18 protein-coding genes and 1 tRNA gene are annotated in these 24,813 nt (G+C 53.2%); 9 read left to right on the forward strand and 10 right to left on the reverse strand.

Annotated elements, in window-relative coordinates:
- The first annotated feature begins 154 nt into the window (after window positions 1–154).
- A complete protein-coding gene (locus tag H6815_08105; GenBank protein MCB9860403.1) occupies window positions 155–595 on the forward strand; it encodes a gamma-glutamylcyclotransferase in 441 nt (146 codons plus the stop codon).
- 170 nt (window positions 596–765) lie between these two features.
- Here H6815_08105 and H6815_08110 read toward each other — a convergent pair whose 3' ends face one another.
- Window positions 766–2,718, reverse strand: coding sequence for a PQQ-dependent sugar dehydrogenase (locus H6815_08110; protein ID MCB9860404.1), 1,953 nt, complete (start codon window positions 2,716–2,718; stop codon window positions 766–768).
- Between the two features lie 697 nt (window positions 2,719–3,415).
- Between H6815_08110 and H6815_08115 the strand changes: the two genes are divergently transcribed.
- The 6 genes from H6815_08115 (at window position 3,416) to H6815_08140 (ending at window position 12,562) form a co-directional block, all read left to right on the forward strand.
- Complete coding sequence (locus H6815_08115; protein MCB9860405.1) at window positions 3,416–4,234, forward strand: type II secretion system protein; 819 nt, start codon at window positions 3,416–3,418, stop codon at window positions 4,232–4,234.
- Window positions 4,235–4,377: 143 nt separating this feature from the next.
- Window positions 4,378–5,910, forward strand: a complete 1,533-nt coding sequence (locus H6815_08120) for a HAMP domain-containing histidine kinase (protein MCB9860406.1) — start codon at window positions 4,378–4,380, stop codon at window positions 5,908–5,910.
- Between the two features lie 42 nt (window positions 5,911–5,952).
- A complete protein-coding gene (locus tag H6815_08125; protein MCB9860407.1) occupies window positions 5,953–7,440 on the forward strand; it encodes a sigma-54-dependent Fis family transcriptional regulator in 1,488 nt (495 codons plus the stop codon).
- Window positions 7,437–8,918, forward strand: coding sequence for a hypothetical protein (locus tag H6815_08130; GenBank protein MCB9860408.1), 1,482 nt, complete (start codon window positions 7,437–7,439; stop codon window positions 8,916–8,918). Before H6815_08125 ends, H6815_08130 begins: the two co-directional genes overlap by 4 nt.
- A gap of 268 nt (window positions 8,919–9,186) precedes the next feature.
- Window positions 9,187–10,470 (forward strand): VCBS repeat-containing protein, encoded by a 1,284-nt coding sequence (locus H6815_08135; GenBank protein MCB9860409.1) that lies wholly within the window; start codon window positions 9,187–9,189, stop codon window positions 10,468–10,470.
- Between the two features lie 508 nt (window positions 10,471–10,978).
- Window positions 10,979–12,562 carry a hypothetical protein gene (locus H6815_08140; protein ID MCB9860410.1) on the forward strand — a complete coding sequence of 528 codons (1,584 nt, stop codon included), beginning with the start codon at window positions 10,979–10,981 and terminating at the stop codon, window positions 12,560–12,562.
- 87 nt (window positions 12,563–12,649) lie between these two features.
- On the opposite strand, the gene H6815_08145 is transcribed toward H6815_08140, so the two are convergent.
- The 5 genes from H6815_08145 to H6815_08165 form a co-directional block, all read right to left on the reverse strand.
- Window positions 12,650–14,728, reverse strand: a complete 2,079-nt coding sequence (locus H6815_08145) for a glycosyltransferase (protein ID MCB9860411.1) — start codon at window positions 14,726–14,728, stop codon at window positions 12,650–12,652.
- Window positions 14,729–14,883: 155 nt separating this feature from the next.
- Window positions 14,884–16,278: a hypothetical protein gene (locus tag H6815_08150; GenBank protein ID MCB9860412.1), complete on the reverse strand. Its 1,395-nt coding sequence runs from the start codon at window positions 16,276–16,278 to the stop codon at window positions 14,884–14,886.
- Window positions 16,275–16,976, reverse strand: a complete 702-nt coding sequence (locus tag H6815_08155; GenBank protein MCB9860413.1) for a response regulator transcription factor — start codon at window positions 16,974–16,976, stop codon at window positions 16,275–16,277. The genes H6815_08150 and H6815_08155 overlap by 4 nt, the downstream gene beginning before the upstream one ends.
- Before the next feature lie 116 nt (window positions 16,977–17,092).
- Entirely contained in the window at window positions 17,093–17,653 is a 561-nt protein-coding gene (locus H6815_08160; GenBank protein ID MCB9860414.1) for a PepSY-like domain-containing protein, read from the reverse strand.
- A 199-nt stretch (window positions 17,654–17,852) separates the two neighbouring features.
- On the reverse strand, window positions 17,853–19,208 hold the full coding sequence (locus H6815_08165; protein ID MCB9860415.1) for a hypothetical protein: 1,356 nt from the start codon (window positions 19,206–19,208) through the stop codon (window positions 17,853–17,855).
- A 98-nt stretch (window positions 19,209–19,306) separates the two neighbouring features.
- On the opposite strand from H6815_08165, the gene H6815_08170 reads away from it, so the two are divergent.
- Window positions 19,307–19,380, forward strand: a tRNA-Arg gene (locus H6815_08170).
- Between the two features lie 8 nt (window positions 19,381–19,388).
- Here the strand turns inward: H6815_08170 and H6815_08175 are convergent.
- Genes H6815_08175 through H6815_08185 form a run of 3 tightly spaced genes read right to left on the reverse strand, consistent with a single transcriptional unit; the run spans window position 19,389 to window position 23,572 of the window.
- Entirely contained in the window at window positions 19,389–21,107 is a 1,719-nt protein-coding gene (locus H6815_08175; protein ID MCB9860416.1) for an NAD+ synthase, read from the reverse strand.
- A gap of 18 nt (window positions 21,108–21,125) precedes the next feature.
- Entirely contained in the window at window positions 21,126–21,662 is a 537-nt protein-coding gene (locus tag H6815_08180) for a nuclear transport factor 2 family protein (GenBank protein ID MCB9860417.1), read from the reverse strand.
- 11 nt (window positions 21,663–21,673) lie between these two features.
- The gene (locus tag H6815_08185) at window positions 21,674–23,572 is read right to left on the reverse strand and encodes a M61 family metallopeptidase (protein ID MCB9860418.1); all 1,899 of its coding nucleotides are present in this window, start codon (window positions 23,570–23,572) and stop codon (window positions 21,674–21,676) included.
- Between the two features lie 163 nt (window positions 23,573–23,735).
- On the opposite strand from H6815_08185, the gene H6815_08190 reads away from it, so the two are divergent.
- A complete protein-coding gene (locus tag H6815_08190) occupies window positions 23,736–24,497 on the forward strand; it encodes a BtpA/SgcQ family protein (GenBank protein ID MCB9860419.1) in 762 nt (253 codons plus the stop codon).
- A gap of 16 nt (window positions 24,498–24,513) precedes the next feature.
- On the opposite strand, the gene yidD is transcribed toward H6815_08190, so the two are convergent.
- A complete protein-coding gene (yidD, locus tag H6815_08195; GenBank protein MCB9860420.1) occupies window positions 24,514–24,810 on the reverse strand; it encodes a membrane protein insertion efficiency factor YidD in 297 nt (98 codons plus the stop codon).
- Between the last annotated feature and the right edge of the window lie 3 nt (window positions 24,811–24,813).

The following is a 24,813-nucleotide window of genomic DNA, read 5'->3' on the forward strand; positions in this document are numbered from 1 at the left end:
GAGGCGATCGCCATGATAACAACACCCCGGAATGCAGTCAACGATCCGGCACCTCCACCAAATACGTACTGATGGGTTGTGCTCGCGTGGTGAGTGTGTTCTTTGAATGTGTGGGTTGCCCGTATGCCAGGATCGATTACACTCAGAATAGCAAATGATCCAGCAAGATAAATACACTCTGATCTTTTTCTACGGGCTGTTCATGGACGAGTCGGTGCTTACTGAAAAGGGCATCCAGCCAGCTTCCTCGGCGATCGGCTACGTGGATGGGTATGCTTTGCATATCGGAGAACGAGCGACACTTGTTCGAGAGGAAGGCGGTCGAACGTACGGCATCATGATGGCTATCGATGAAAAAGAAGCTCAGGCTTTGTATGCCGATGAAAGTGTTGCGGATTATCGCCGAGAGTCCGTTGTTGTGCATCTCAATAAGGGTGTACAAAGAGATGCCTTCTGTTATAACTTGCCGTATGATCAGTTTGCTGGGACCAATACTGAATATGCTACAGCATTGTTCATGCTTGCAACAAAGCTCTGTCTACCGGAGAACTATCTCAGCCAGATAAAGAAGTTTATATTCGAAAGGCAGGGATAGAACATTGTTTCGTTTGCACGTATGACTCTCGAAAGTTTGAGCATCTTTATGCTGAGCACGTTGTCAGGTATTGTTAATCTCAAGAAAAAGAGCGCCCACGATGTATGACACATCGTGGGCGCTCTGGGAGGAGTCAGTGTCCAACGCACATGCGTGAGTTGGGCAAGACTTTACGGACAGCCTGCTGCGTACGCGTTGCCGAAGCAAATGTAGTCAAAGATGTTTAGTGTTCCATCCACATTGCAGTCTGCGTACATGCCATTGGCTGCGTAGTCATTTCCAAAGCAGATGTAATCAAAGATGTTGAGCGTGCCGCTGTCATCGCAGTCCGCATAGCAGACGTCCACCAACTTGTACACGCTGCCGAAGTTGCCAAACGGCCCTAGGTTTGTGCCAGCGAGCAGATACACCTCGCCATCGTCGTCCTGGCCGAAACCTTTGATATACAACCCAAGATCTCGATTGTCCTTGCCAAGAATGAACTCGTTGATGGTGCCAGCGTTCAGGTCGCTGTAGAACAATCTGCCGCTTGCACTTCCGAACGCAAGGGAAAAATCACCAAACACGTACTTGCCGCTGAGCGTCGGTATTGCTGAGCCATTGTACATGTATCCACCGATGATCGAGATGCCCTCATCATGATCATATTCAATCACGGGGTCCTTCAGTCCCGAAGGAAGACCACCAAGATTGTCAATGATGTATCCGTTTGCGACACCATTATGATGGAATCTGAATGATCCCTCCTTCAGTCTCCATCCAAGATTGTCTCCCGCCTGCACGATGTTGACCTCTTCAATCGCGCGCTGACCAACATCCGCCACGATGAGATTGCTTCCCATGAACGAGAATCGGAACGGATTGCGCAATCCATAGGCGAAGATTTCATCAAGACCTTGCTGGTTAACAAACGGGTTGTTTGCTGGGACACCGTACTGTCCATTCACACCATTGGTGCCAAGCGGATCAATACGAATGATGGAGCCATAGATTGTCTCGTTATCCTGCCCGTTGCCGAACGGTCCGTGACCCCACATTGGCTGGCCCATTGAGATCTGCCCGTCGTTGTCGTCACCACCGCCACCATCGCCGAACGCGATGTACAGCATATCGTCTGGACCGAACATCATCATACCGCCGTTGTGGTTGAACTGCGGCTCAAGAATGCGGATGATCTCGCGCCGGGAAGTTGGATCCACAAGGTTCGGATTCGCGCTGTCTACCTGCCACTCAGCGATGACAGCATGGTGATTTGCGCCTTGTCCGACGGGCGGTGGGAGTGCGGGAACAAAGTCCGGTGTGCCCGCTTCGGGTTCGCTCGTGTACGTGTACAACTTGCCGAACCCCGGAGTACCCGGTGTGTTGTACTGCGGATGGAATGTAAAGCCAATCAAGCCGCGTTCGTCAAAGTCACCAAAGGGGTCTCCTGTGCCGAAGATGCCGAGGCTTACAAGCCGTGACGAGACATCAAGGAATGGCTGTGCGACAAGAGTGCCATTATCGATGATCCGCACGAGTCCCGCTTGATCTGCAACAAACAGACTGTTTCCACCTGTTGGATCATCTACCATTGCGTGTGGGGCTGTCAGTCCTGTTGCGACCTCTTCGAGTTCAATACGGATGGTGTTCTTGACGATCGGGTCTGGAAACGGATCCGTGATTGCAACGACAGGGTTAAACCCAAAGTCGTCGACCACCGCAGCACTCCCAAGAGGTCCGCCTGAGTTAGTAACATCAATGCGGGAGATTGGGCCCACATTTGTAAATGTGTAGAATGTGAATGTGCTTGTGAGGTTGGCAGACGCAACCTGCACACCATCCGGGTTAAAGACCTGCACCAATCCGGCAACCGAAGAAACAGAGTTTCTTGCCCAGAATCCAACATCATCTGCTGGTGTTTCAAAGGCAATCGATCCCACTGTTCCCGCATTGATCATCTGCCATGAGAACACGCCCGAGTGATTCAACGCGGGGTTTCCACTGTTCAAAGACTCACCGCCAGTAAACGCAGCAGTGTTTGGAACAGTGCCAACTGAAAAACTTGTTGATGCGATCCCTTCAAAGTCTGTTGTGACTGAAAAGGGTTGTGACCATACCGGTGCAACTGCACACCAACTGGCCAAAACTGTGCACACTTCTATCTTTGTTCGTACCACGTTCTCCACCTTTCTGAGCGAATGTGTAATCGAGTGCGATGAGATGTCTTAAACAAATCCACCCAAAGATACAAATACTCTCACTGTCACACTAATGTCACCCTCAGAACAGAGGGATTTTCCTTCGATGTCGCTATACAGAAAAAGCAATTGTGTTCACCGCAACTCAATGAAATTGAAATCGACTCGTCAGGTATGAACTGGGTTTATGTAGAGAACCGACTGTGGTTATACAGAAAGAGTGTGAAGTCACATAAGCAGCGACAGTAAACCGCACGTCAGATGACATGCCATTGCACGAAGCAGGAACTCGTGCATCCGTTCAACATGCTGTTCTCTGAACTGTGTGTCGTTGAGCGCTCGATGAAATACAACGCACTTGCATCTCTGAGATGAAGAGATTCCCACGCCTGCGATATGCAGACTGGAGGGTCAGGCATTGGGTTCAGGCGTTTGAATTGCAGGGACGCTGGAGAGCAAAGACACAGACATCGAAAAGGTCCTATAAATAATATAGCTCGGCAACAATATTGGCCATTTGAACAACTTGAGTGAGGAAACGCTCGAAAAGTGCACTCTTGATTGCGGAAAAAACCCGTTTCGGTACAATAAAGCCTCCACACAACGTAGGAGATAGACGCAGCATTCACCGTTGTAACCCCGCATGCCCAGAACCCCACAATCATTTCTGTATGTTCGTGAGTTTCGCTACCGGCACAGTGTGCGGATTGCGCGCGCGTTTACGCTTGTAGAGTTGCTGGTTGTGATCGCGATTGTCGCGATCCTTCTTGGTCTGCTTGTGCCGTCGCTGCGCATGGTGATGGGTTCTGCACGCTCAATGAAGTGTCAGGTATCGCAACGCAGTATCGCATTCGACTTTGCCCTCTTTGCTGATGACAACCTGCACGGCGATCGTGGCGATGATGCGAGAAAATATGGCAGTTCTCGTTTTACGCTTGAGACGTTCCAGGAGAGCATGTATGGTGTTGATGAGTTCTGGCGTTACGGCAATGCCAGTACTCACACGCTTCCTGACGCGAGTGGGCATGATCCGATGCGCTGCCCGGAAGTGCATGGACATGTTTCTGTTGTGAGCCAGACAGCATGCGCGTCTGGTGCAGTGACACCCGCGAAGTTTGTTTCGTATACATTCAACTCCCGCCTGCATTACGGCGAAGTCGAGAAAAACAAAGGTCAGATTGGTGCCAAGCTGATGAAGCTCTCCAGTTCTGTTCTCAATCACCCCAATGTTCCGCTGCTGTGGGATGGCGATGGTGAGGAAGCAGAGCGTCGGAACGTTGTGCCGCTGTTTGGGGCGCCGACGCTTGACAGCCAGGTGGTGTACGCGAATGACCAGTACTGGTTTCCTTCGATGCGACATCTCGGCAGCATGAATGTTGCTTTTCTTGGTGGCCATGTGCTTTCTACGAAAAAGCCGCTTCTTGAATCGGACTGGGACTGGGGTTTTCAGCCGTCAAACTAGTTGCTTTCGTTTCACTCTAAGTAGGTATACCACAGGCTGAGTTTCCTCGCGCGATGCATGCTTCATACTGGGCATGGTTTGAGCGATAGAATAGTGCATAGTTTTGTCACCCCACGCTTCTCGGCGGTTGGGCATCCAAGCACATGCGAATACGCTGGAAGTTTGCCATCCTGCTTGCGATCCTGCTGACAGCACTTGTTGCGAGTGTTGGCACAGCTGTGTTTTCGATTGCGGTGTTCCATCGTGAGCTAGAGCAGCCGATGGCGAGCATACAGCGCATTATGACAGAGCTCAACCGCATCAAACGTTCAGTGCAGGAACAGTACGATCTGCTTGGCTCACCCAATGGGCTTCACGAAGACAGTGCGCCGGTTCCTGATGGAGCGATTCTTGACATGCCTTGGACGGTTGAGCAGCGCAATCAACGTGCGATGGATGTGGGCATAATGCGGGATAGAGTTGCGAGTTCGATCGAGATACTTGAGACCATCCCTGATTATCGAGTATGGCTTGGATCGCGGGTGACTGACAGCATTGACCGACTTGCAGATGAAGCGCATGCAGGTGTTGTGTCATGGAGGGACATGAACACCAGCGGCGGGCTCGAAGCAGCCCGTGCTGCGATGTATAACTCTCACGAACTGATCGAAGCTGTCGAGTCGCGCATACTCGAAACCGCGGGGAAGGAACTGGAACTCGCAAATCTCCTTCGTTCGCGTATCTTTTTCATTCTGGCTGTTTCAACGCTTGCTGTGCTGGGTAGCGTGCTCTACGCAACGGTACTTGTGCGGAGATGGATCATCGCACCTGTAGGACGTATCCGCACAGCCACACAGCGCATCGCAAAGGGAGATTTCTCGCATCGTATTGAAACGGTGGGTTCCGATGAAATCGCTGAACTTGGGCACGAAGTAAACCACATGTCCGAGATGATCGTGAAGATGCAGGAAGAGCGAATCGAACAGGAGCGACTTGCAGCGTTTGGCGAGATGACGCGAACGATTGTTCACAATCTTCGCAATCCACTTGCGGGGATTCGATCTATTGCGGAACTTACGCAGTCAGAGCTCCATGAGGCAGATCCCGAACTCGCTTCAGGGCAGCAGCGGATTGTGTCCACAGTTGATCGGTTTGAGTCATGGCTGACGTCATTGCTGCGCGGGTCACGTCCGATGGAACTGAACCCCGAGCCATTCGATCCGCAGGAGTTGTTCCTCAGGCTCAAGCAATCGCTCGATGCCAGTGCTCGTGGGGCACATATCAATCTCATCTTTGAATCGAGTCCTGATGTTCCGGTCGTAACTGGAGATCCAAACCAGATCGAGCAGGCGTTGATAGCGTTTATTGCCAATGCGATCGAGGTGTCACCTGCTGGTACCAACGTCCGAGTTGGTGTAGACATGCTCTCAGAAACCATGCAAAGCACACAGTGTGTCCAGTTCTGGGTAGAAGATCAGGGATCAGGGGTCGCTCCGGAGTTGCAGCAGAAGATCTTTGAACCATACTTTACAACGAAGCAGACTGGAACTGGCATCGGCCTTGCATTGACAAAGCGGGTCGCACAGAGTCATGGGGGCTCTGTAGCCGTAGAAAACTCCAGTTCTGAAGTGAAACGACGGTTTGGCGCCCGGTTTTTGCTGACGATCCCACACATATCTCGGATCTCAGCAGGGTAATGATGTGAGACAATGGCCAGATTTGGCCATTCGGAGCCAAGTGTGGCCAATATTCTCGTGATAGATGATGAAGAGAACCTGCGGTTCTCGACCCGTCGAGCCCTTGCCAAAGCCGGGCATGTTGTCGCTGAGGCTGCAACAGCTGACGAGGCCATGAAGCTGTTTGAATCCAACACCTTCGACATTGCACTCTTTGATGTGCACATTGGTGAGGACAACGGTATCGACCTGCTCGAACAAGCACGCGAGAACGGGTTCGAGGGTGCTGCAATCATCATGACTGGGTTTGGCTCGATCCCGGATGTTGTCCGTGCGATGAAACTTGGTGCAGACAACTATTTGCAGAAGCCTGTCAGTCTGGAGGAGCTTTCGATTCTTGTGCAGCGGGCACTCGATGATCGCGACCGAAAACGTCGACTTCGTCTTATCGATCGTGCCAAACAGCATGAAGCTGATGCTGATCAGGTGATTGGTGTGAGCAGCCAGTGGCAGGAAGTCGTATCGCTCGCGAATCGTCTTGCAGCTCTCCCCATCCCAGTTGCACATGGTCAGTCTGATTCAGGAACAACCGGTCCCGCACTTCCCACTATTCTGATTCTTGGCGAAACGGGAAGTGGTAAGGGCGTGGTTTCGCGACACATCCATCGCATGTCATCGAAGCTTCGCGAAAAACCGAACGCTCCGTTTGTTCATCTGAACTGCAATGCGCTTCCAGCCCAGCTCGTGGAATCAGAGTTGTTCGGACACGAAAAGGGTGCCTTCACTGACGCGCAGACATCACGTGAAGGATTGTTTGAGATGGCTTCCGGTGGGATCATCTTCCTCGACGAGATCGGTGATCTGCCGTTAGAACTCCAGGGCAAACTGCTCACGGTGTTGGAACAGGGGACATTCCGGCGCGTGGGCGGCAATCGTGATCGACACGTCCATGCCATGGTTATCGCAGCGACAAACCAGAATCTGGACACACGCGTCGAGGAGGGCGCGTTCCGTCGTGACCTGCTTTACAGGCTGAACGCGTTCCAGATCGTGCTGCCGCCGTTGCGTGAGCGCATTGATGATGCCGTCGAACTGCTCGAACGCATGATTACACGCTTTGCAAAGCAGTACGGAAAAGAACCGGCCATGCTCAGCGATGGTGCCAAGCTGGCGATCCGCAATCACACATGGCCGGGCAACGCGCGCGAGGTTGTGAATATCGCACAGCGCGTGGTTATGCTCAGCGAGCACACAGAACTGAGCGCATCAGATCTCGGACTCGCTTCGCATAGCGATGAGGATTCAGATCACAAGCACGACAATCGCGCGACGCGTATCAGTTCGAACGGCACGCTCCATTTCAACTTCGAAACCGGCATCCATAAGGCAAAGGATGTTGAGCGCGAACTCATTGAACAGGCCCTGGAGCACACAAAGGGAAACGTCAGTAAGGCTGCACAGCTTATTGGCATGCAGCGAAGCAGCTTCAGGTATCGGCTTGAACGCTATCAGATGGACGATGCAAGCCATATGCAGGGAGCGGATCGATGACTCATCATTTGTATCAACATATGACGCGTCTTGTTGCTGGTCTGGGCGTGCTTGCAGCTGGAAACTCTGCATTCGCACAGACACAGCAGATTTTCAATGATGATGTTGGCGATGCGACGTTCCGCCCTTCATCGACGACCGCACCATTGGTCAGTGAACCAATTGATCTCGTTTCACTGAAACTGAGTGGCTGGCAGACAAGTACTCCTCTAACCAACCCGTTCAGTGGTTCTGTGACGAACTGGCAGACACAACATCTGTTTCGCATGGATCTTGTGATTGACGGTCTGGTCAACCCGCCGGGACGTGCAGATATTGGTAACTACAACCCAACAGAGTTCGGCGATAACCCGCTGTACGCCTATATCGACCTGGATATTGATGATCGAAAAGACACCGGCGGCGAAACCAGTGGACCAGCAGCGTTCCGATACCTTGCCAATGTGGGTCGCTTTGGTCGCCGTGGACACAGCTCATTCGGCGAGCGGACCGCAGTCACGCACGAAGACATTGATGGCGACTTTGTCACCGCACCGTATTATGAACGCTCCGGAGCGGACTGGGCATTTGTTCTGTGCGGCTGCACAAGCATCTCGATTGTTTCAGGCGACACAAACGCAAACAATGTGTTTGATGCAGGCGAGACCTGGGTTATTCAGGGGCGCTTGTTTGAGCGATCCAAGGGATACCAGGAAGCAAGCACAACCAACAATCCCACATTTGGCGGCAGTGCGCTCGGTTTGTACGATCCCATCGTCAAGGTGCAGTTTTCTCATTCCATCTCTGCAGACCAGACAACAGTTTCGCTTGTGTACGCATTGGATCAGACTGGCGCAAAGAACCTTAACGGGCTGGGTAGCACGCCTCCAATGAACACAAACGTGAGTGATGCCAGCAGCATTGCCGAAGGCCTGCAGAATATCATTGATGCAGCAAATGCTGGCAGTCTTCCGTATCCAGTCTCATACACATTCTGCGATGACTGGGAAGGCAGAAACATCAATGATTACATGGATCCGACAGATTGGGCGGTTACAGCTCTGGTCGGTACCGCATTTGCAGCACCGGATGTCAAGCAGTTTGTATGGACGGATACGGGCTTCAACGAGGTCTTTGCAGATGTGAATGGCGACGGGATCATTACTCCGTACGACAAACTTGCGATCCAGAACTTCGTCTATGCAAAGGATGGCACAGGATTTGATGCCGATGGCTCGAAGAACGGGCGGGTCACACTGGCAAACCCCGGTCCTGAGTTTGTGCTGTATGACCTTGACAGCAACGGATCTGTCGAGCCGGACGACCACTGGGTGTACGGTCACAGAGCAGATCTTGACGGCTCGGGCACATTAACCATCTTTGACTACATCGCATTTGGAACGTACTACGGCATGAATGATCAGATTGCTGATTTCACCTTTGATGAGATTCTCAATGTCTTCGATTATATCGCATTTGGAAATGCCTATTCGCAGTAGATCAATACGAGTTGCCTCTTTGATGAACAAGCCAGCCTCAGTGCTGGCTTGTTCTTTTGGATGCATGGTGTGGCCAATGCTGTTTCAAGCATTGATAACATCTGGCCAAATCAAATAAGTTACCCATAGAACATCATCATTTTTGTATTGAAATCTCAGGTTGCCACTTTGGCACACGAGTTGCATTCTCGCTATTGCACGCAATGGATGGCTCCGTGTGGAGCCACACGAAATACTCCCTCTTGTCTGATATCGAATGGAGAAAGCAATGAAGACTCGTCATGTTTCAGGTATGATCGCTCTCGCACTCTGCACAGCAGCAGGCCACGCACAAGTCGCATTCACCGGACCCACAAGCTATGCAACAGCACAACGCCCCGATGGTGTTGCGCTCGCTGACTTCAACGGTGACGGCATGACAGACATGGCCGTGACAGTTGACAATCAGGATCGTATCCTGTTTTTCAACGGCACCGGCGGCGGCACGCTGACACCCGGCGCAACAATCTTCCTTGGAGCGGGTGTTGGTGCAGGGCCGCTCGCTGCTGGTGATTTCAATGGTGATGGCACAATGGACATCGCTGTCGGTCTGAAGAACAACAACCAGGTTGTTGTGTACGCAAACAATGCAGGTATTTTCTCTCAGGCTGGCTCCACGCCTGTTGGCAACCGTCCTGTGTACATACGCACCGCCGAACTTGGCGGTGGCGCTGGCCTCGATATGGCTGTCGCAAATCGTGATGGGAACTCGATCAGTATTCTGACGAACTCCGGCACTGGCACATTTGCTGCTGTCTCTGTTGCAGTCGGGAACGAACCACGCTCGGTTGCTGCGGGTGACTGGGATGGCGATGGCGATATGGATTTGGTCTCGACCAACCATGACGATCGCTCAGTGTCGGTTATCACAAACAATGGTGGCACCTTTGCTCAGTCGGCAACGCTGTTTGTCGGCGGACAGGTTCGCCCCGATGGCATCACCGCCGCTGACTTTGACGGCGACGGCGACATGGACTTCGCGACCGCAACAAGCGACGACAATATCGCGTTCAACTTTGCAGCTGTTTTCTTCAACAACGGCGGTACCTTTGCTGGCCCGAACAACTTCCCCGTCAATGCGATCAACGCAGGCGATATCGTTGCCGCTGACTTTGATCTCGATGGAGACATGGATATTGTCACCGCGAACGAGGACTCCGGGAATGTCTCTGTGCTGACAAACACTGGCGGAACCTTTGGTCCTGCAACATTGATCTCAACAGGCGCACATCCCGATACACTGGCAATCGGTGACATCGACAACAACGGATCTATGGACGTTGCGGTCACAAATCGTGACAGCGACAGCACGTCCATTCTGCTTAGCACCGCTGCGGGTTCGAGTTGCTACGCCGACTGCGATTCGAACGGTGTGCTGAACGTGTTCGATTACATCTGCTTCGGTAACGCATATTCGGCTGGCGACCCATATGCCGACTGCGATGGCTCCGGTGCATTGAATATCTTCGATTACATCTGCTTCGGCAACGCGTACTCGGCCGGCTGCCCGTAATCGAGACTGATCTCCCTTCTTCCCCTCTTTTCCAGTCGCTTTGTGCACGATCTGATCGTGACACAAAGCAGAGTGCCGCTCGCCTGGTGCAGAGCGGCACTTTTTAATTTGCTTTCCAATGAAGTTCTCTCTTGTGTTGAGACGACGGATGGGGCTCGATTGGTCCGACGTTCATGTAATTTTTTCAAGATATTGCAATCCTGTCAGATGCGTAACCTTGCTTTTTGGCACGGCTTGGTGGATTCATGTGCAGGAGTTCGCTGCAGGAGCGGTTTTTTCACAAGCTGCGATGGTTCGTAAGTTATACTATCTTAATAATAAGATGCTCTTATAACTTTGTATAATAAGTTCGGTGTTGATAGCAGCTACAATCGCAATAGCCCGCAATTCAGTCTGTACTGTTGTCGCAAAGCAAGATTCCAGACTCAACGGCGTACGCAGGCGTGGCATTCGAGACAGCACATAGAACGTCGAACCCTGTCGCATTCAGTTCTTTGGAGGATACACCATGGCAGCACCCGCACGAAACAAATGGTGGCACGATGTTGTCAGTGTCGACTCGGTGAAGCTTGAGAACGGTACGCATCTGCTTTGGGGTGATCGAGTTCAGATTCTTGAGGAAGATAGTGCAACGGATCGAGTAAAGATCTTTGGCCGGGGAACGACGGGATGGGTCGACCGTCGTGTTCTAGGCGGTGAGCCTCTTCTTGAGTTGTATTTTATCGATGTTGGGCAAGGCGATGGCATCCTTGTCGTGACGCCAGAGGGGCACCATCTGCTTATAGATGGGGGACACAGTCGGGGTCGCCAGCCCACAGGGAAAAGTGCAGCGGATTTCGTCGATTGGAAGTTCCACAAGGACTATCTGCATTTCAACGATCGAGACAATCCCGACTTGAACATGATCCGCATTGATGCGATGATCGCCTCGCACGCAGATGCGGATCACTATGGGGGACTTGAAGATCTTGTTGATCGAGAGACACCGGGATATCAGGAAGAACTCGACAGCTTTGGGGTTTCAGTTGAAGCGTTCTATCACCCCGGACTGTGTCCACAGCAAGAGGGAACTGACAAGCTTGGGCGCAAACGAGACAATCATTTTTATGATTTGCTCGAAGATCGTGACTCGATGCTTGATGCGATCAAGAGCAATCCGGACGGCGAAATCAAAGCTCGTGGATGGTGGAAGGACTTCCTCGTTCATATTGCGCAGCAGCAACGAGCTGATGGCAGTCCGACCCTTGTCAAACGCCTGTCACGAGAAACAGAGTTCCTGCCCGGGTTTTCTCCGGATGACGATACAACTGTGACAGTACGAGTGCTTGCACCGGTGACCAAACAGGTTGATGGCGCGCCGGGGTTGAAAGACCTCGGAAATGAAGGATATAACAAGAATGGGCATTCTGTCGCCCTTCGCTTGGATTATGGTGAACGGCGTTTTCTTCTCACAGGTGACCTCAACGAGAAAAGTCATGCACTCATCATTGATGACTATGGAGATGACTTTGTTTCTGAATGGCAATCCGACGTGGCGAAGGCATGTCACCATGGCAGCCACCACGCGGATATGAACTTCATGCGTGGTGTCGGGGCACTTGCGACCGTGTTCTCCAGCGGCGATGCGAACACGTTTGATCATCCAAGGGCTTGGGTGCTTGCGGGTGCTGCGATCTCTGGGCGCGTCGTTGAAGACCCCAATTTGCCCAGGCTCAGAGCACCACTCATCTACAGCACCGAAGTCGCCAGAAGCGTTGATCTCGGCAAGATCGAGCAGCTCCGTGGATACGAGGATCAACAGAAGTACGGCGTTCCGAGTGAAGATCCAGTCCAAACAATCAGCGGTGACGCAACAATCGCGAAGTGGCGATTGGTCTTTGATCACGACTCACCAGCAGCATCTGCGTATCCACCGATAGCCGGTGTGCGCGCTGTGCGCGGTGTGGTTTACGGTCTCGTGAATGTTCGCACCGACGGTGAGCGCGTACTCTTTGCTGTCCGAAATGAGGGGAACAAGTCCTGGGCTGGGGAAACGCTTGAGCCCGATGATTTTCAGCGGGCTTACAGACTGGTTCGTTCTGATCTCGATTGATGCCAAAGCCCTCAGCCAGTATGCTCACGAATCACCTGTATCAACCCCCCTATGAGTAGAGTTATAGTAACTGCGGGTTCTATTCCATTATACTCGGGCAGCTAAAGCCTGTTTCATGACGATAAGTGTAAGCACGAGCAGTCCAATACTTGCACCGCCCACCGACCGCCAGAATGCGACATATTGATCAAACATTTTACCACCCGGGGGGAGATACAAACACGTCAGAAACACCAGCAAGCCCGTAAGCAGTAACTTTCGCTGCACACCAACCGAGAGTATCAGTGTCATGCCAAGTGCAACCATGGGTAGTGCGAGAAACATATGGCGAGCCTCGGTCTGAGGACTGAATATGAGTAATGCGGCGAGCAAGCCGAACCATTCAAGTGTTGTGAGAAGCTCTGATCGAACATCATTCTTCTGAATGAACAATGTGGCATCGTGTGCGCTATACACGCGCATGACGATAAGAAGCAAACCGAGGCAGGCGATCGTCACAACTAACAATGCTTCAAATGGCGAACCCGTCCAGCGTGCCATTGCACTCGTAATCGAAACACTGCGATCCCAGGTGATCGGATGTGGATTTGCGTGACCTCTCGTATCGAGCCCAAAGACGGCGCTGAGTATGGAGAAGGACTCTCCGAGATACGATAGATTTCGCCCCCAGCCGACAATCAGCGAGGGGGCGAGTGCAAGCGTGGCTATGCACGCTGCGAAGGAGCAGAGTTCACGCCATCGTCCACGCAGAATGAGATAAGGTAGCAGAATAATTGCTTGGTACTTGATCATGCATGCTCCCGCCATTGCAGCGCCGCATTTCATGGGATCTGTCCGATACCATTGTAATGACAGCACGCACAGGAGCAGCACGATGGCATCGGTCTGGCCCATCATCATCACTGCTCGGGCTTTGTCGATCAATAGCATAAATGCCGATGCCCCAAGAGGCCAGAGCATGTTTGATGATTGAAGCCCAAGTGAAGCGATACATCTTTTCGCAGTTACCCATACGGCAGCGAACATCGCGGCTCCGTTGATACAGCACCAGAGCGCGCCCGCAAAGGCAAATGAGAACACTGTCAACGGGGTCAATACAATTGCAAACACAGGCGGATAAAGGTAGCCCTGCTCGTAGCTTGCGTATGGACTCTCCCCCTGCGTGATCGCTTGTGCAGCGAAGTAGAAGTCATCAAAGTCTCCATGCCTTCCATCAAGATATGACTTCATCCCCATACATGTGAGCAGGGCAATAGGAATTAGAAGGAACAAATATCTGAATGAACCGCACTTGTGGGTTAGATCTGTTGACGTGCATTTCTGCCGCTTCGTTATCCTTTCTGTTCCTGTTCGCGTCTTGATCGCAGCCGCAGCACGAAGCATGCGTATCCCGTCCCGAATCGGCTTTACTGTTCCACCTGCTTTTTCGTCCCAGCAGATAGGTTGCTCGGCAACTTTGTATCCTGCTTGTCGGAGTAACAGCAAATGCTCGATATCGAATGCAAACCCCCGCTCCTTCGTTTGCATTGCGACATACTTTGCGGCGCTATTGCTGTAGAGCTTACATCCGCATTGCGTGTCTGAGACGTATCGAATCCCGAGTAGCTTCATGTTGAGATTGAAGCACTTGCTGACGAACAAGCGGGGTAATCCCATACGCACAGAAGCGTCTCGTGCATGTCGTGTTGCGATAACGACATCGCTCTGTGATTCGATTGCTTTTTTGAGAAGTCGTCTGATTTCGGAAGTTGGGACAGCGGTATCCGCATCCATGAACAGTTGCCAGCGCCCGCTTGCATGCCGAAATCCCGTATGAACTGCCGCTCCCTTGCCCCGGTTGAATGGGTGTGACAATAGCTGAACGCGCGTTGTAGTTGTAGGCAGAACACTGGGGATACTCTGGCAAACGATGTTGACTGTCTGGTCAGATGATCCATCATCAACCAGGATAATCTCAGTGTGAAATGTCTGTAACTGAAGCCAAGCGAAGATGTCACGCAGTGTATCCCCGATTCGATGTTGCTCCTGGTACATTGGAATAATAATGGACAAATAGATATTCCACGACCGATTCGGTGTTGATCGTGGTTGCTGTGCGCGGATCTGATGCACCTCAAGTGCGTGCCGATCGCGCAGCGGTGTTGTGACCGTCAAGTCTTTGATCATGTTGTTCGACTCCACGTCGATCACGCGCAGGGGGTACGCGTGGGAGAGTGTTCACCGCTATGGATCAGGCGATCCATGTATATCTACGGTCGAGCATCTCGCATTGAAGGTTATAGTTTGCTGCTCTGGCACAAACATGACGAAAACATGACGAGTTACAACTCTTTGGATTGAGACAGGGTGATTCGTAGAACCGAATCATCAATCAGTTCTGCAGCACATGCGATGCCGACCAGATCACATGCGGACCGGACGATTGCAAGCCCAAGCCCCTTGTGCTTTGTGTCAGCTCGTGACTCATCCGATCGCCAGAATGGATCAAACATCACCGAAACCTCATGTTCGCTCATTGTCACTGGCGCGTTCTGGACAATGACTCGCGATTCTACGTCATTCTGCTCCACTTCAACTGTCACTGAGCCGCCATTTGGTGTGTAGTCAGTTGCGTTCTGGATGACATTTCGCAGTATCGCAAGAGCTGCACCCCTTGCGATTGTCCAAGACGCATCAGGATCACCATGAACTGAGCAACTGATACTTCGCTTTCTCGCGCATTCAAAGTCCTGAAATGAAAGAGAGGTAACAAATTCAACGAGAAAAATCTGCTCCGACCTGTCGAGGAGCGATGCGCCGTTCCCTCGCGTACTGGCAAGCAGACACTCGATCAGCACCTCCATCTCAGCAGCAATCTCGCTCGATTGGTTGATAGCATTCTGCAGGCGCTCAGGTTCAGGCCAGCGTTGTGCAATATCAGTTGCCGCGCGAAGCTCAGCAATTGGTGTGCGAAGTTCGTGGGCAGCTGCATCAGCAAAGAGACGCTCCCGCTCGATCGATGCTCTGGCACGTGTAAGCATGGCGCGGAGCGCTTCGCACATAGATCTGAGTTCGATGGGTGACGAGCGAGGATCAATCTGATTTGGTCCACCGTCTGGATGCAGGTGTTCTATGCGCTTTGACAGGAATCGAATTGGCGAGAGCCCTCGATGTGTAGACCAGAGAACTGCGAGCACCATCGCGATTGAGGTTGCAAGCCCGCTGAATATCAGTGCAAACTTCACAGCTGAAGTAGCGCGGTCAACAGCACCAAGACTTCCAACAACGCTCAGTTGGAGCGTGTGTTCTGACGCAGCTTCAACCAGTTCCGGTGTCGCGTGATCGGGATCAACGTTGGGATGGAAGCTGATCGAGATCAGTCTGGCGCGTGAATGCGTATCAATCTCGATTGTGCGGTATCTGTTGCCTTGCTTTTCATGCAGCTGAACTACACCGGGAATGTCGGGAGATTGCAAGATGAGTTGTCCATTTTCGCGCAAATCAATCCAAACACCAAGCTGCTGATGAGTGAGTTCGCCGTCGTAATCGAGTTCTATGCGATCTTCCTCAAGAAAGATCATTGTTACAAACGACTGTGCTCGTTCAGAAAGCGACCGGTCCAACTGCGACAGGAGCTGCGAGCGGACCAGCGACAGGACACCTGCACTTCCGATGATCTGAACAATCAGCATCAACGGAACTGTCCAGAGGAGGAATGACTTTCGGATTGACATCATCGTTTGTCTGCATTTTCCTGTTGTGACGCGAGCATGTACCCAAACCCGCGCCGCGTTACGATCAGTTGCGAGACGTTTTCCACTCCAGCGTTTAAGAGCTTCCGCCTGATGGCAGCGATGGTCGAATCGATCGCGTTAGACCACACCTGCTGGTTCTCGTCATAGATATGTTCTTCCAACTCGGCGCGGGACACCGTACGATCCCTGCTCAATGCGAGATACTCAATGACCGAGTACTCGCGCCTGGTGAGTTCGATTGGCATATCTTGAATACTTACTCGCTTGGCGCTCGTGTCAAGCTTGAGCGGACCGCACGAGATGCTGGATCTGCTGATGTCGCGCGTGCGCCTGCAAAGCACCTCAATCCGTGCGAGCAACTCTTCAAAGTCGAAGGGTTTGACGAGGTAATCGTCCGCACCAGCACGCAATCCCTGCACACGGTGCTCGGTCCGATCGCGAGCGCTCAGAATAAGCACCGGTGTTGCAATGCCTGTACTGCGAAGCGTTTGTAATACAGTCAGTCCATCTATTTCTGGGAGCATCAGATCAAGGACAATCACGTCGTACTCGGTTGTCCTTGCATGGATGAGACCGTCACGGCCATCTGCTGCGGCATCGACAGCATAGCCTGCTTTGCGCAGACCATCTGTCAGTGACGTACGCAAGCGTGCAGAATCCTCGACAACAAGAACGCGCATGAGCATCCTTTCAAAGTCTCAGTGCCATTGTAGGAATAACGCCGGAAACAGCGCTATGCACCATTCCCAGCGTTCGTTGCTCAAGCAACCGCATGTCAGTTGCAGAATCCAGCGAGTTAGTCGTCGTCGTCTTCGTCATCATCTTCTTCGCCGAGATATGTGCCATCCTCAGCAACAACAAAGTCGCGTGTGCCGTCAACTTCGACCTCGTAGACTGTCTCCTTGTCCTCTGTGGACCGCTCAAGTTCCGTGATCGTCCCGCCATTCAGATTGGCAAGAATTGTTGCTTTGACGGCAGCAGGTACTTCATCGAGTGTGACATTGACATCGGTTTCATCGTCATCTTCTTCCTCATCATCGTCAATGCCATTGTCGTCGTCGTCCTGCTCGTAACCTTGAAACGTGCCATCCTCAGCAACGTCGAACTCAATGACCCCTTCGTTGCTGGTGACATCCACCTCGTATAGCACTTCCCCATGATCAGTGGTGCGTTCGATCTCTTGAATCGTGCCTCCATTGAGATGCGCGTTGATTGTGTCCTGCACAGCAGCAGGGCATTGGGCGAGTGTGACAATCTCGTCACTATCTGCATGACGCTGATACGCAGTAAAGCCCACAGCAGCGCCTGCCGCAGCAAGAAGCGCACATGTGATTCCGATGGTGGTGATGGTTTTCATCGCTGGTCCCTCCGTTGTGCATCGGGTGGCGTTACGTGAACCACCCCGGTTGTCATGGGCATATCATCGTCGAAAACGACCCCAAAAGCATGATGGGAAGATGACACCGCCCCGGAAATGTGCCCAGCATTGCCCGCTGAGATAGATTATCCAAAAAACCGGATGGATGGCGTGCAGGATGCGCCATGCTGCGCGATAACTACACCGTGTGCAGTGGTGTTGTCTCTAGATCGGTCACGCGATTTTTTCGCGCCGAACGCAAACCGAGTCCGAGCAGGGTCGAAACAATCAACAACACAAGCCCGATTGCTGTCCAGACGAAGATACCCGATGGCGTTGCGTGCTCATCCGGTGCGAGGGCAGTTGGTGATCGAATGACGTGTTCGCAGAGACTGGCGACGATAACACACGCAGGCCCGATTGCGATACCGCATCCGATCAAGGCTTCGTGCTTGCCGGCCGCTTCGACCTTGGCGCTCCCGACTTCCATCGCATAGTTGAGTGCTGCGGTGTAGATGATCCCAATGCCGATGCCCAGCAAGGACAAGGCTGCAACGAGCATGATCACCGCAGTTGTTTCTGACAACCCCAGACGCATCAACTCAGGAGAAAGCACGCTGAGAACAAATCCGCCCATAAGAAGTGCCGCTGCAACCCACGGCACACTCCACTTGCCGTGCCATCCAGCCCAGATACCCATCAGCACGAAGGGGCCGATACGAGTTGCAGCCCAGATGGATTCGGCTGGTGTGTGCCAGTTCTTTGCAACGTGGAGTCTGTCGAGCACGAACGGGAGTACCGCGCTTATTGCGCTTGCAACGATATAACTTGCAAACAACTGGAATCTGAAGACGACGAGCAGTTTCCGCTCATTTGCCACAACATCAGCTGGCATGTTTGGTGCAACATCGTCGTTTGCCAGCCCGTGTGCTGGATGCTTCGGAAGCATCAGCACAAATGGGACAACAAACAGATTGCTTAGTCCAACGATCCAGAAAGAAGCCGTCGGTGCTTGCTTGATCAATGGTGCGATCAACAGCAATCCAGCGATCAGCGTTCCTGCCCAGGTGAAGTTGAACTTGCCCGTCGTTCGCTTGAGTTGCGCCTTTGTTCTACCACCCGTAAGATATGACTCGACGGTCGGCCACAACACACCGAGCGGAATGTTGTACATTCCAGCAAAGAGAAACATCGGCCATTCCTGGTTGTGATCACCGGCGTAATACAGACCAGTCGCAACACACATGGCAGACATCAGAACTGTGACGATCAAAAGGCATGCGCGTGCGCTGAGCCTGAATCGCTGCGCGTACTCCAGGATCTCGTGCGCGAAGAACGCTGCTGGGATGTAGGTGATGCCCATGACAAGGCCGAGCAGCCCGGTCTTCCATTGATCGCCGTGCCCGTAGTCGAACTGGCTGTTTGCGATAAAGAACACGCCGTTGGTGACAATACCGGTCGAGAGACTGCCGAGCGCCGTGATACCAAGCACGCCAGTAAGCGAGGCGGGCTGCTCCGCGGTATGTGCAGGGTATTTCTCAGGAGCGTTCTGCATGTCGAGGGTGGGGCTGGTGTGAAAAAGCGTGCAGAGTAGTGGTGCGGATGTTTGCTTCGGCTGATGATCGATCGTAGCATCGGCGGACGTGTTTTCGTGTGCCCGTAGCTCAATTGGATAGAGCGTTGGCCTCCGAAGCCAAAGGTTGCAGGTTCGATTCCCGCCGGGCACGTTCTTCGCTTAATCGTTGTTGTCGGACAGTTTGAATCTGTGCGCGATAGGGAAGCGCCTGCCGTACCCGAACGCCTTTCCGGTCACCTTCAATCCGGTTGCCATCTGCTTGCGTTTGTACTCGTTGATACGGATGCGTCTGACGATGCGCTGAACTTCTGAAAGAGCAATGCCGGTTTGTGTTGCAATCGACTGCTCGTCGAGCGCGTGCTCAATATGCAACTCGACAATCGCGTCGAGGTCGGCGTACTTCATCAGATCCGCTTCGTCGGTCTGGTCCGGCGCAAGCTCGGCGCTCGGTGGCTTGTCGATGACCTGCTGCGGAATCGGTGGATATGCAAACCCGAGGCGCGCGTGGTGCTCATTTAGATACCGCGACAGATCCCACACGCGTGTCTTGACGAGATCGGAGATTGGCGCGAGCCCGCCGCACATGTCGCCGTAGAGTGTGCAGTATCCCACGGCGATCTCTGACTTGTTGCCCGTTGTGAGGACGAGCGACCTTGGGATGCGGTTTGAGATTGTCATCAGTACCAGTCCGCGCGCACGTGCCTGGATGTTCTGCTCGGCAAGGTCAGGTGAGACAGCGCCAATACGCGGCTGGTGGAGTAAATCAAACGGCGCATCGAGTGTTGCCCGTATGCCGATAAATGCATCTGCAATTGGTGCTTCGATGTATTGCACGCCGAGTGCATTGGCTTGCGTTCGTGCATCGGTGAGGCTGTGTGCCGAGCTGTACGGCCCAGGCATCGCGACGCAGATGACACTCTCAGGCCCAAGTGCCCTCGCAGCGAGTGCCGCTACCAGCGCAGAGTCGATCCCGCCCGAGAGTCCGATGATGACCTTCTCGTGCCCCGTCTTTGCGCAGTACTCGTGGATGCCGAACGGGAGCGCGTGCGCGAGCTCGTCGAGGTCATCCATCTGCGTGTGGGTTGATACCTTTGTGCCATCAACATCGAGCACAACGATGTCTTCTGCAAACGCGCCGCACTGGTGGATCGTTGTGCCATCTGGCGAAACGAGCGATGATCTGCCATCGAAGATGATCTCGTCATGTGCGCCAACGAGGTTGACAGATGCGACGTGCACACTGTGCCGCCTGGCATGATCACAGAGTATCCGCGTGTGCTTTGCGTGCTTGCCAATAACATACGGGCTTGCCGAGAGTGAGACGATAAGCTCAGCGCCCGTTGAGCCATCCGGTTGAGTATCGCAAAGCGCATGAACGGGGTCTTGTCTTCCCGCGTATCGGTGCTCGCTGCCTGCGTCCCTGCCGAACCAGAGATCCTCGCAGATGCACACGCCAACGCGAAGACCGGCACACTCAAAGATACATGGCTCGTCGCCGTGCGCGTAGAACCTGTCCTCATCGAAGACGTCGTATGTCGGGAGCAAACGCTTTGCGTAGGTTGCAATGCGCGAGCCGTTGCGGTACACAAGTGCAGCGTTGTGCGCTCTGCCGTGCTCGCCCACAACAAGGCTGCCAATCGCGAAGGTGAGATCGGCCGGTGCATGCTGTGCCAGAGCATCTGCTGCGTGCTCACACGCATGGACAAATCCGCGTTCGAACACGAGATCCTTGTGCGGATAGGCTGAGACCGCCAGTTCGGGGAACACAACAAGATCCGCGCCCGCATCCGATGCGCTGTTCAGCATCTCCAGTGCGCGTGCAGTGTTTCCAGCAATGTCAGCGACGGTCGGGTTGAGCTGCGCAAGTGCGATCTTCATGTGATGAGATAGTAGTGGTCAGGAGCCTGCTTTGTTCTGTTCGTACTCGCGAATCTGATCGACAACATCACCGATGAGATCATTCGGCACGGGCACAGTGAGATGGTACTGGGTGATCATGGGTGTTGCAGGATCGCTGCCAAACAGTTCGATGACACCAGAGCCTCTGCACAGTCCATAGCTCTCCGAATCGAGCAGCTCATCAAACCATGCGACCTTGCCGTTGGCGCTCAACTGCACGGTCCGATCATGCGGCACAAATGTCCAACCACGCCCCTGATCAAAGAACGGTTTGGCGTACGCGAGAAAGTCAGCTTTGGTCCAGTGTTCGGTCGCGTCGGTGCCCATGAAAATGCCATTGTCAGCAATCGCGCCGAAGTAGTTCTTCTCGTCTGCCCGCGAGGCTGCTTTATGCCAGTCATCAAGCACTTTGTTGACCTGCTTGATCTCAAGGCGTTCGCCTATGTTGATGTTTGTGCTGACACTTGCACATCCGGCAAGGAGCGTTGTTGCAATACAACCGATGGCAAAGACTGGAAAGAGAGATCGAAGCATACTGTGTCCTTTTACTCTGGTTGGTCATCGTCGTTGTCCGTGTCAGCATCGGGTTTGTTGGGCCAGTCGAGTTTCAACCAGTCCTCGTACATTGCAACCTGTGATGCAGTAGGATTATTCATCCGTTTGATTTCCCAGCGACCCGTGTTGCGGGATCCTGCAGGAAACGTGACATGCACCAGTTCGCCGTGACGGAACATTGTCACCACAACATCGTCACCGGGTTCGAGGTCGTCAATCGCATCGTTGACACTGCCCGATACGCGTTTGTTATTGACTGCAACAATCTCGTCATCCACGACGATGCCAGCATCAAATGCTGGTCCATCAGATGCAACAGACGATACCTTCCATGTTCCGTTGGATTCGTTCGCGTTAATGCCAACATACGCCTCAACACGATCGCTTGACCGTGCAAGCTCAAGCCCAACATTCTGCAATGCTTCAACCAGCGGAAGATCAGTCGTGCCGTTGACGAAAACTTCAAAGAAGCTGTCCATTGGCTTGCCAGCGATATGCTCGACAACACCCTGAAAATCAGCTTCTGTATACCCCGGACCCGGCTGAGGGAACCTCTCATACATGGTGTGCATGACATCGTCAAGTGATTTCGCGTTGCCGGTGCTAGCACGGATTTCCATGTCCAGTAGCAGGCTCACCATTGCGCCCTTCGTATAGAACGACACGGTGGTGTTGGCAGAGTCAGGCCAGGATGCGTTGAACTTGATCCACGCGTCATAGCTCGATTCTGCGAGGCTCTGCACCTTTGCACCGGGGCGATTGAGCACGTAGTTATGACCACCGACGATCCGCCGGAAATACTCGCTTGTATCAATCAATCCGGCGCGAACGAGCATGAGGTCGTCGTAATAACTTGTCGTCCCCTCGGCAATCCAGAGCTGTGTCGTGTAGTTCTCTTTCTCATAGTCGTACGGTGTAATACCCGCGGGCCGGAACTGCTTGACGTTCCACGTGTGGAAGAACTCATGGCTGACAAGCCCTAGAAAACCGTTATACCGGTTCCCTCGCGAGAACCCGTGTGAAGTCTGCATGATGGTCGAGTTCAGATGCTCGGTCCCGCCACCGATGCCGTTACCAACGTGCAGCAGGAAGATGTACCGGCTGTAGGGGAATGAACCGAAGATGTCGTGCGCGTGCTCGACAATCTTTGTGAAGTCCTCGATCAACTCCTCGCGGTCGTATTCCGGCTCGCCGGGCTCATCCGACCAGATCGCAAGCTGATGTGGTGTGTCAAGCACCTCGAACTCGATGAGATCAAACGTGCCGAGTTCGATCGGTGAATCTACGAGCACGTCATAGTTCGCTGCCTTGACTTGGTTTGATTTGGATCTATCCGCTTCGAGTCCGGTTGCAATCTTCCAGGTCTCAGGCATGTCAAAGTACACTGTACACGGGTTGTCGCGTGCGTCGGGAGCCATCATGAACACGGCTGACCCCGAAAGGAACGCGTGTGATGCATCAATGTGCCGGGTTCGGGTGTTGAGACTGTTCGCATAGATCTCGTACCAGACGGTGATCTCCTTTGCACCGTTCGTCTCAATCCGCCACGCACTCTTGCGAATTTTGCTGTACTTCAACTGCTTGTAGTCGTACGTGTCTACGCCGCCCACTGCCTTGAAGGAGCGGACAGTGCCTGCAAAGTCCAGAATCTCGTACCTGCCTGGCCTCCACGTCGGCATGATGACGTCGATCGTGTCGGTATCGATGCCTCGGATCTGCATGGTTATCAGGCACGTCTGCGTCTGCGGCTTATTGAGTGAAACGTGGTAATGGACGGTGGGGCCGTCGGCGCGAGTAGGCGTTGCGAGACTGGATAGCGCAGCCAAAGTCATGAGAACTGACACGACGAACGACTGGCGTATTCTGCGTGCGAAACAGTGTGGTGTCATGTGTGGAGTGTAGCGGTTTTTGATGCTGTGTGTCGCTTGAACTGTCACCACAATGTATCATGGTAGGTAAATGAACGGATAGCGAGCAGGATGTACTAAAGCGAGGTGGTTTGTGACACAGGTCTGGCTTCGTTCTCGGCAAAGCAGCAGAGTATTAATTGGGATGGTGCACGTCCACGCAACGCCGGGCTCGCCGCACGCGACGATGCCGGTCGATCAGATTGTCGATCGTGCGGTTCAGGACGCGAAAGCGATACGCGATGCGGGGTTCAATGCGATCGCGATCGAGAACATGCACGATCGTCCGTATCTGAACATCCACACGCCGGTTGTCACCGCGGTCATGACGCGTGTGGCGTTCGCGATTAGGGAAGTGATTGGCGATATGCCGCTGGGTGTGCAGGTGCTCTCGCGTGGGGAGAAGGAGGCGATGGCTGTCTGCCTCGCTGCTGGCGGGTCGTTTATCCGTTGCGAGAACTTCGCGTATGCGCACATCGCCGACGAGGGATTGATGATTGAAGCGAGCGCGGGTGATCTGCTTCGCTATAGAAAATCGGTCGGGGCAGAAAACATTCAGATCTTCGCCGATGTGAAGAAGAAACACGCGTGCCACGCGATCACGAGCGATCTGTCTCTCGCAGAAGCTGCGCACGGGATGGAGTTCTTCGGCGCAGACGGGATTATTGTGACCGGCGCTGCGACCGGAAAACAGACCAACGTGAGCGATATTCAGGAAGCACGAAATGCAGTCGATGTGCCGGTGCTCGTTGGTTCCGGCGCAACACCTGAAACACTCGGTGCACTGTTTGAGCACGCGGACGGTGTTATCGTTGGATCGTGGATCAAACGCGACGGGTTCTGGGAAAACGATGTCGATGAAGCCCGCGCACGCGAGATGGTCAGAGCACGCGACGCACTGCGGTAGTTATCTGCCATTGGGATCACGCGTCCTTCGGCACCGGCACGGGGTCGTACCCGCTCCTGCCGCCGGGTCTGCAACTGAGGATGCGACGCGCTGAGAGCATGCTCCCCCTGACAGGCCCGTAGTCGCACAAGGCGCGGAATGAGTACCTGCTGCACGTTGGGCGGAACCGGCACTGTCCACCCACAACGAATGACAGACTGCTCTGGTACATCCAGATAATGACCAGGAGTGGGAAGCTCAACACAACGTGGCGTTTTCCTTGAGATGAGAGCGACGACCACGCGGGAAGTCGTGAGAATCCTCTCGTTTTCATGTC

It is taken from the genome of Phycisphaeraceae bacterium, from assembly GCA_020639155.1.
GTDB lineage: Bacteria > Planctomycetota > Phycisphaerae > Phycisphaerales > UBA1924 > JACKHF01.

What these genes read in the sequence shown, in the direction of transcription:
- H6815_08105 (MCB9860403.1), top strand. Translation starts at nt 155, where the DNA reads ATGATCCAGCAAGATAAATACACTCTGATCTTTTTCTACGGGCTGTTC.
- H6815_08115 (MCB9860405.1), top strand. Translation starts at nt 3,416, where the DNA reads ATGCCCAGAACCCCACAATCATTTCTGTATGTTCGTGAGTTTCGCTAC.
- H6815_08120 (MCB9860406.1), top strand. Translation starts at nt 4,378, where the DNA reads ATGCGAATACGCTGGAAGTTTGCCATCCTGCTTGCGATCCTGCTGACA.
- H6815_08130 (MCB9860408.1), top strand. Translation starts at nt 7,437, where the DNA reads ATGACTCATCATTTGTATCAACATATGACGCGTCTTGTTGCTGGTCTG.
- H6815_08135 (MCB9860409.1), top strand. Translation starts at nt 9,187, where the DNA reads ATGAAGACTCGTCATGTTTCAGGTATGATCGCTCTCGCACTCTGCACA.
- H6815_08140 (MCB9860410.1), top strand. Translation starts at nt 10,979, where the DNA reads ATGGCAGCACCCGCACGAAACAAATGGTGGCACGATGTTGTCAGTGTC.
- H6815_08145 (MCB9860411.1), bottom strand. Translation starts at nt 14,728, where the DNA reads ATGATCAAAGACTTGACGGTCACAACACCGCTGCGCGATCGGCACGCA.
- H6815_08150 (MCB9860412.1), bottom strand. Translation starts at nt 16,278, where the DNA reads ATGATGTCAATCCGAAAGTCATTCCTCCTCTGGACAGTTCCGTTGATG.
- H6815_08155 (MCB9860413.1), bottom strand. Translation starts at nt 16,976, where the DNA reads ATGCGCGTTCTTGTTGTCGAGGATTCTGCACGCTTGCGTACGTCACTG.
- H6815_08160 (MCB9860414.1), bottom strand. Translation starts at nt 17,653, where the DNA reads ATGAAAACCATCACCACCATCGGAATCACATGTGCGCTTCTTGCTGCG.
- H6815_08165 (MCB9860415.1), bottom strand. Translation starts at nt 19,208, where the DNA reads ATGCAGAACGCTCCTGAGAAATACCCTGCACATACCGCGGAGCAGCCC.
- H6815_08175 (MCB9860416.1), bottom strand. Translation starts at nt 21,107, where the DNA reads ATGAAGATCGCACTTGCGCAGCTCAACCCGACCGTCGCTGACATTGCT.
- H6815_08180 (MCB9860417.1), bottom strand. Translation starts at nt 21,662, where the DNA reads ATGCTTCGATCTCTCTTTCCAGTCTTTGCCATCGGTTGTATTGCAACA.
- H6815_08185 (MCB9860418.1), bottom strand. Translation starts at nt 23,572, where the DNA reads ATGACACCACACTGTTTCGCACGCAGAATACGCCAGTCGTTCGTCGTG.
- H6815_08190 (MCB9860419.1), top strand. Translation starts at nt 23,736, where the DNA reads ATGGTGCACGTCCACGCAACGCCGGGCTCGCCGCACGCGACGATGCCG.
- yidD (MCB9860420.1), bottom strand. Translation starts at nt 24,810, where the DNA reads ATGAAAACGAGAGGATTCTCACGACTTCCCGCGTGGTCGTCGCTCTCA.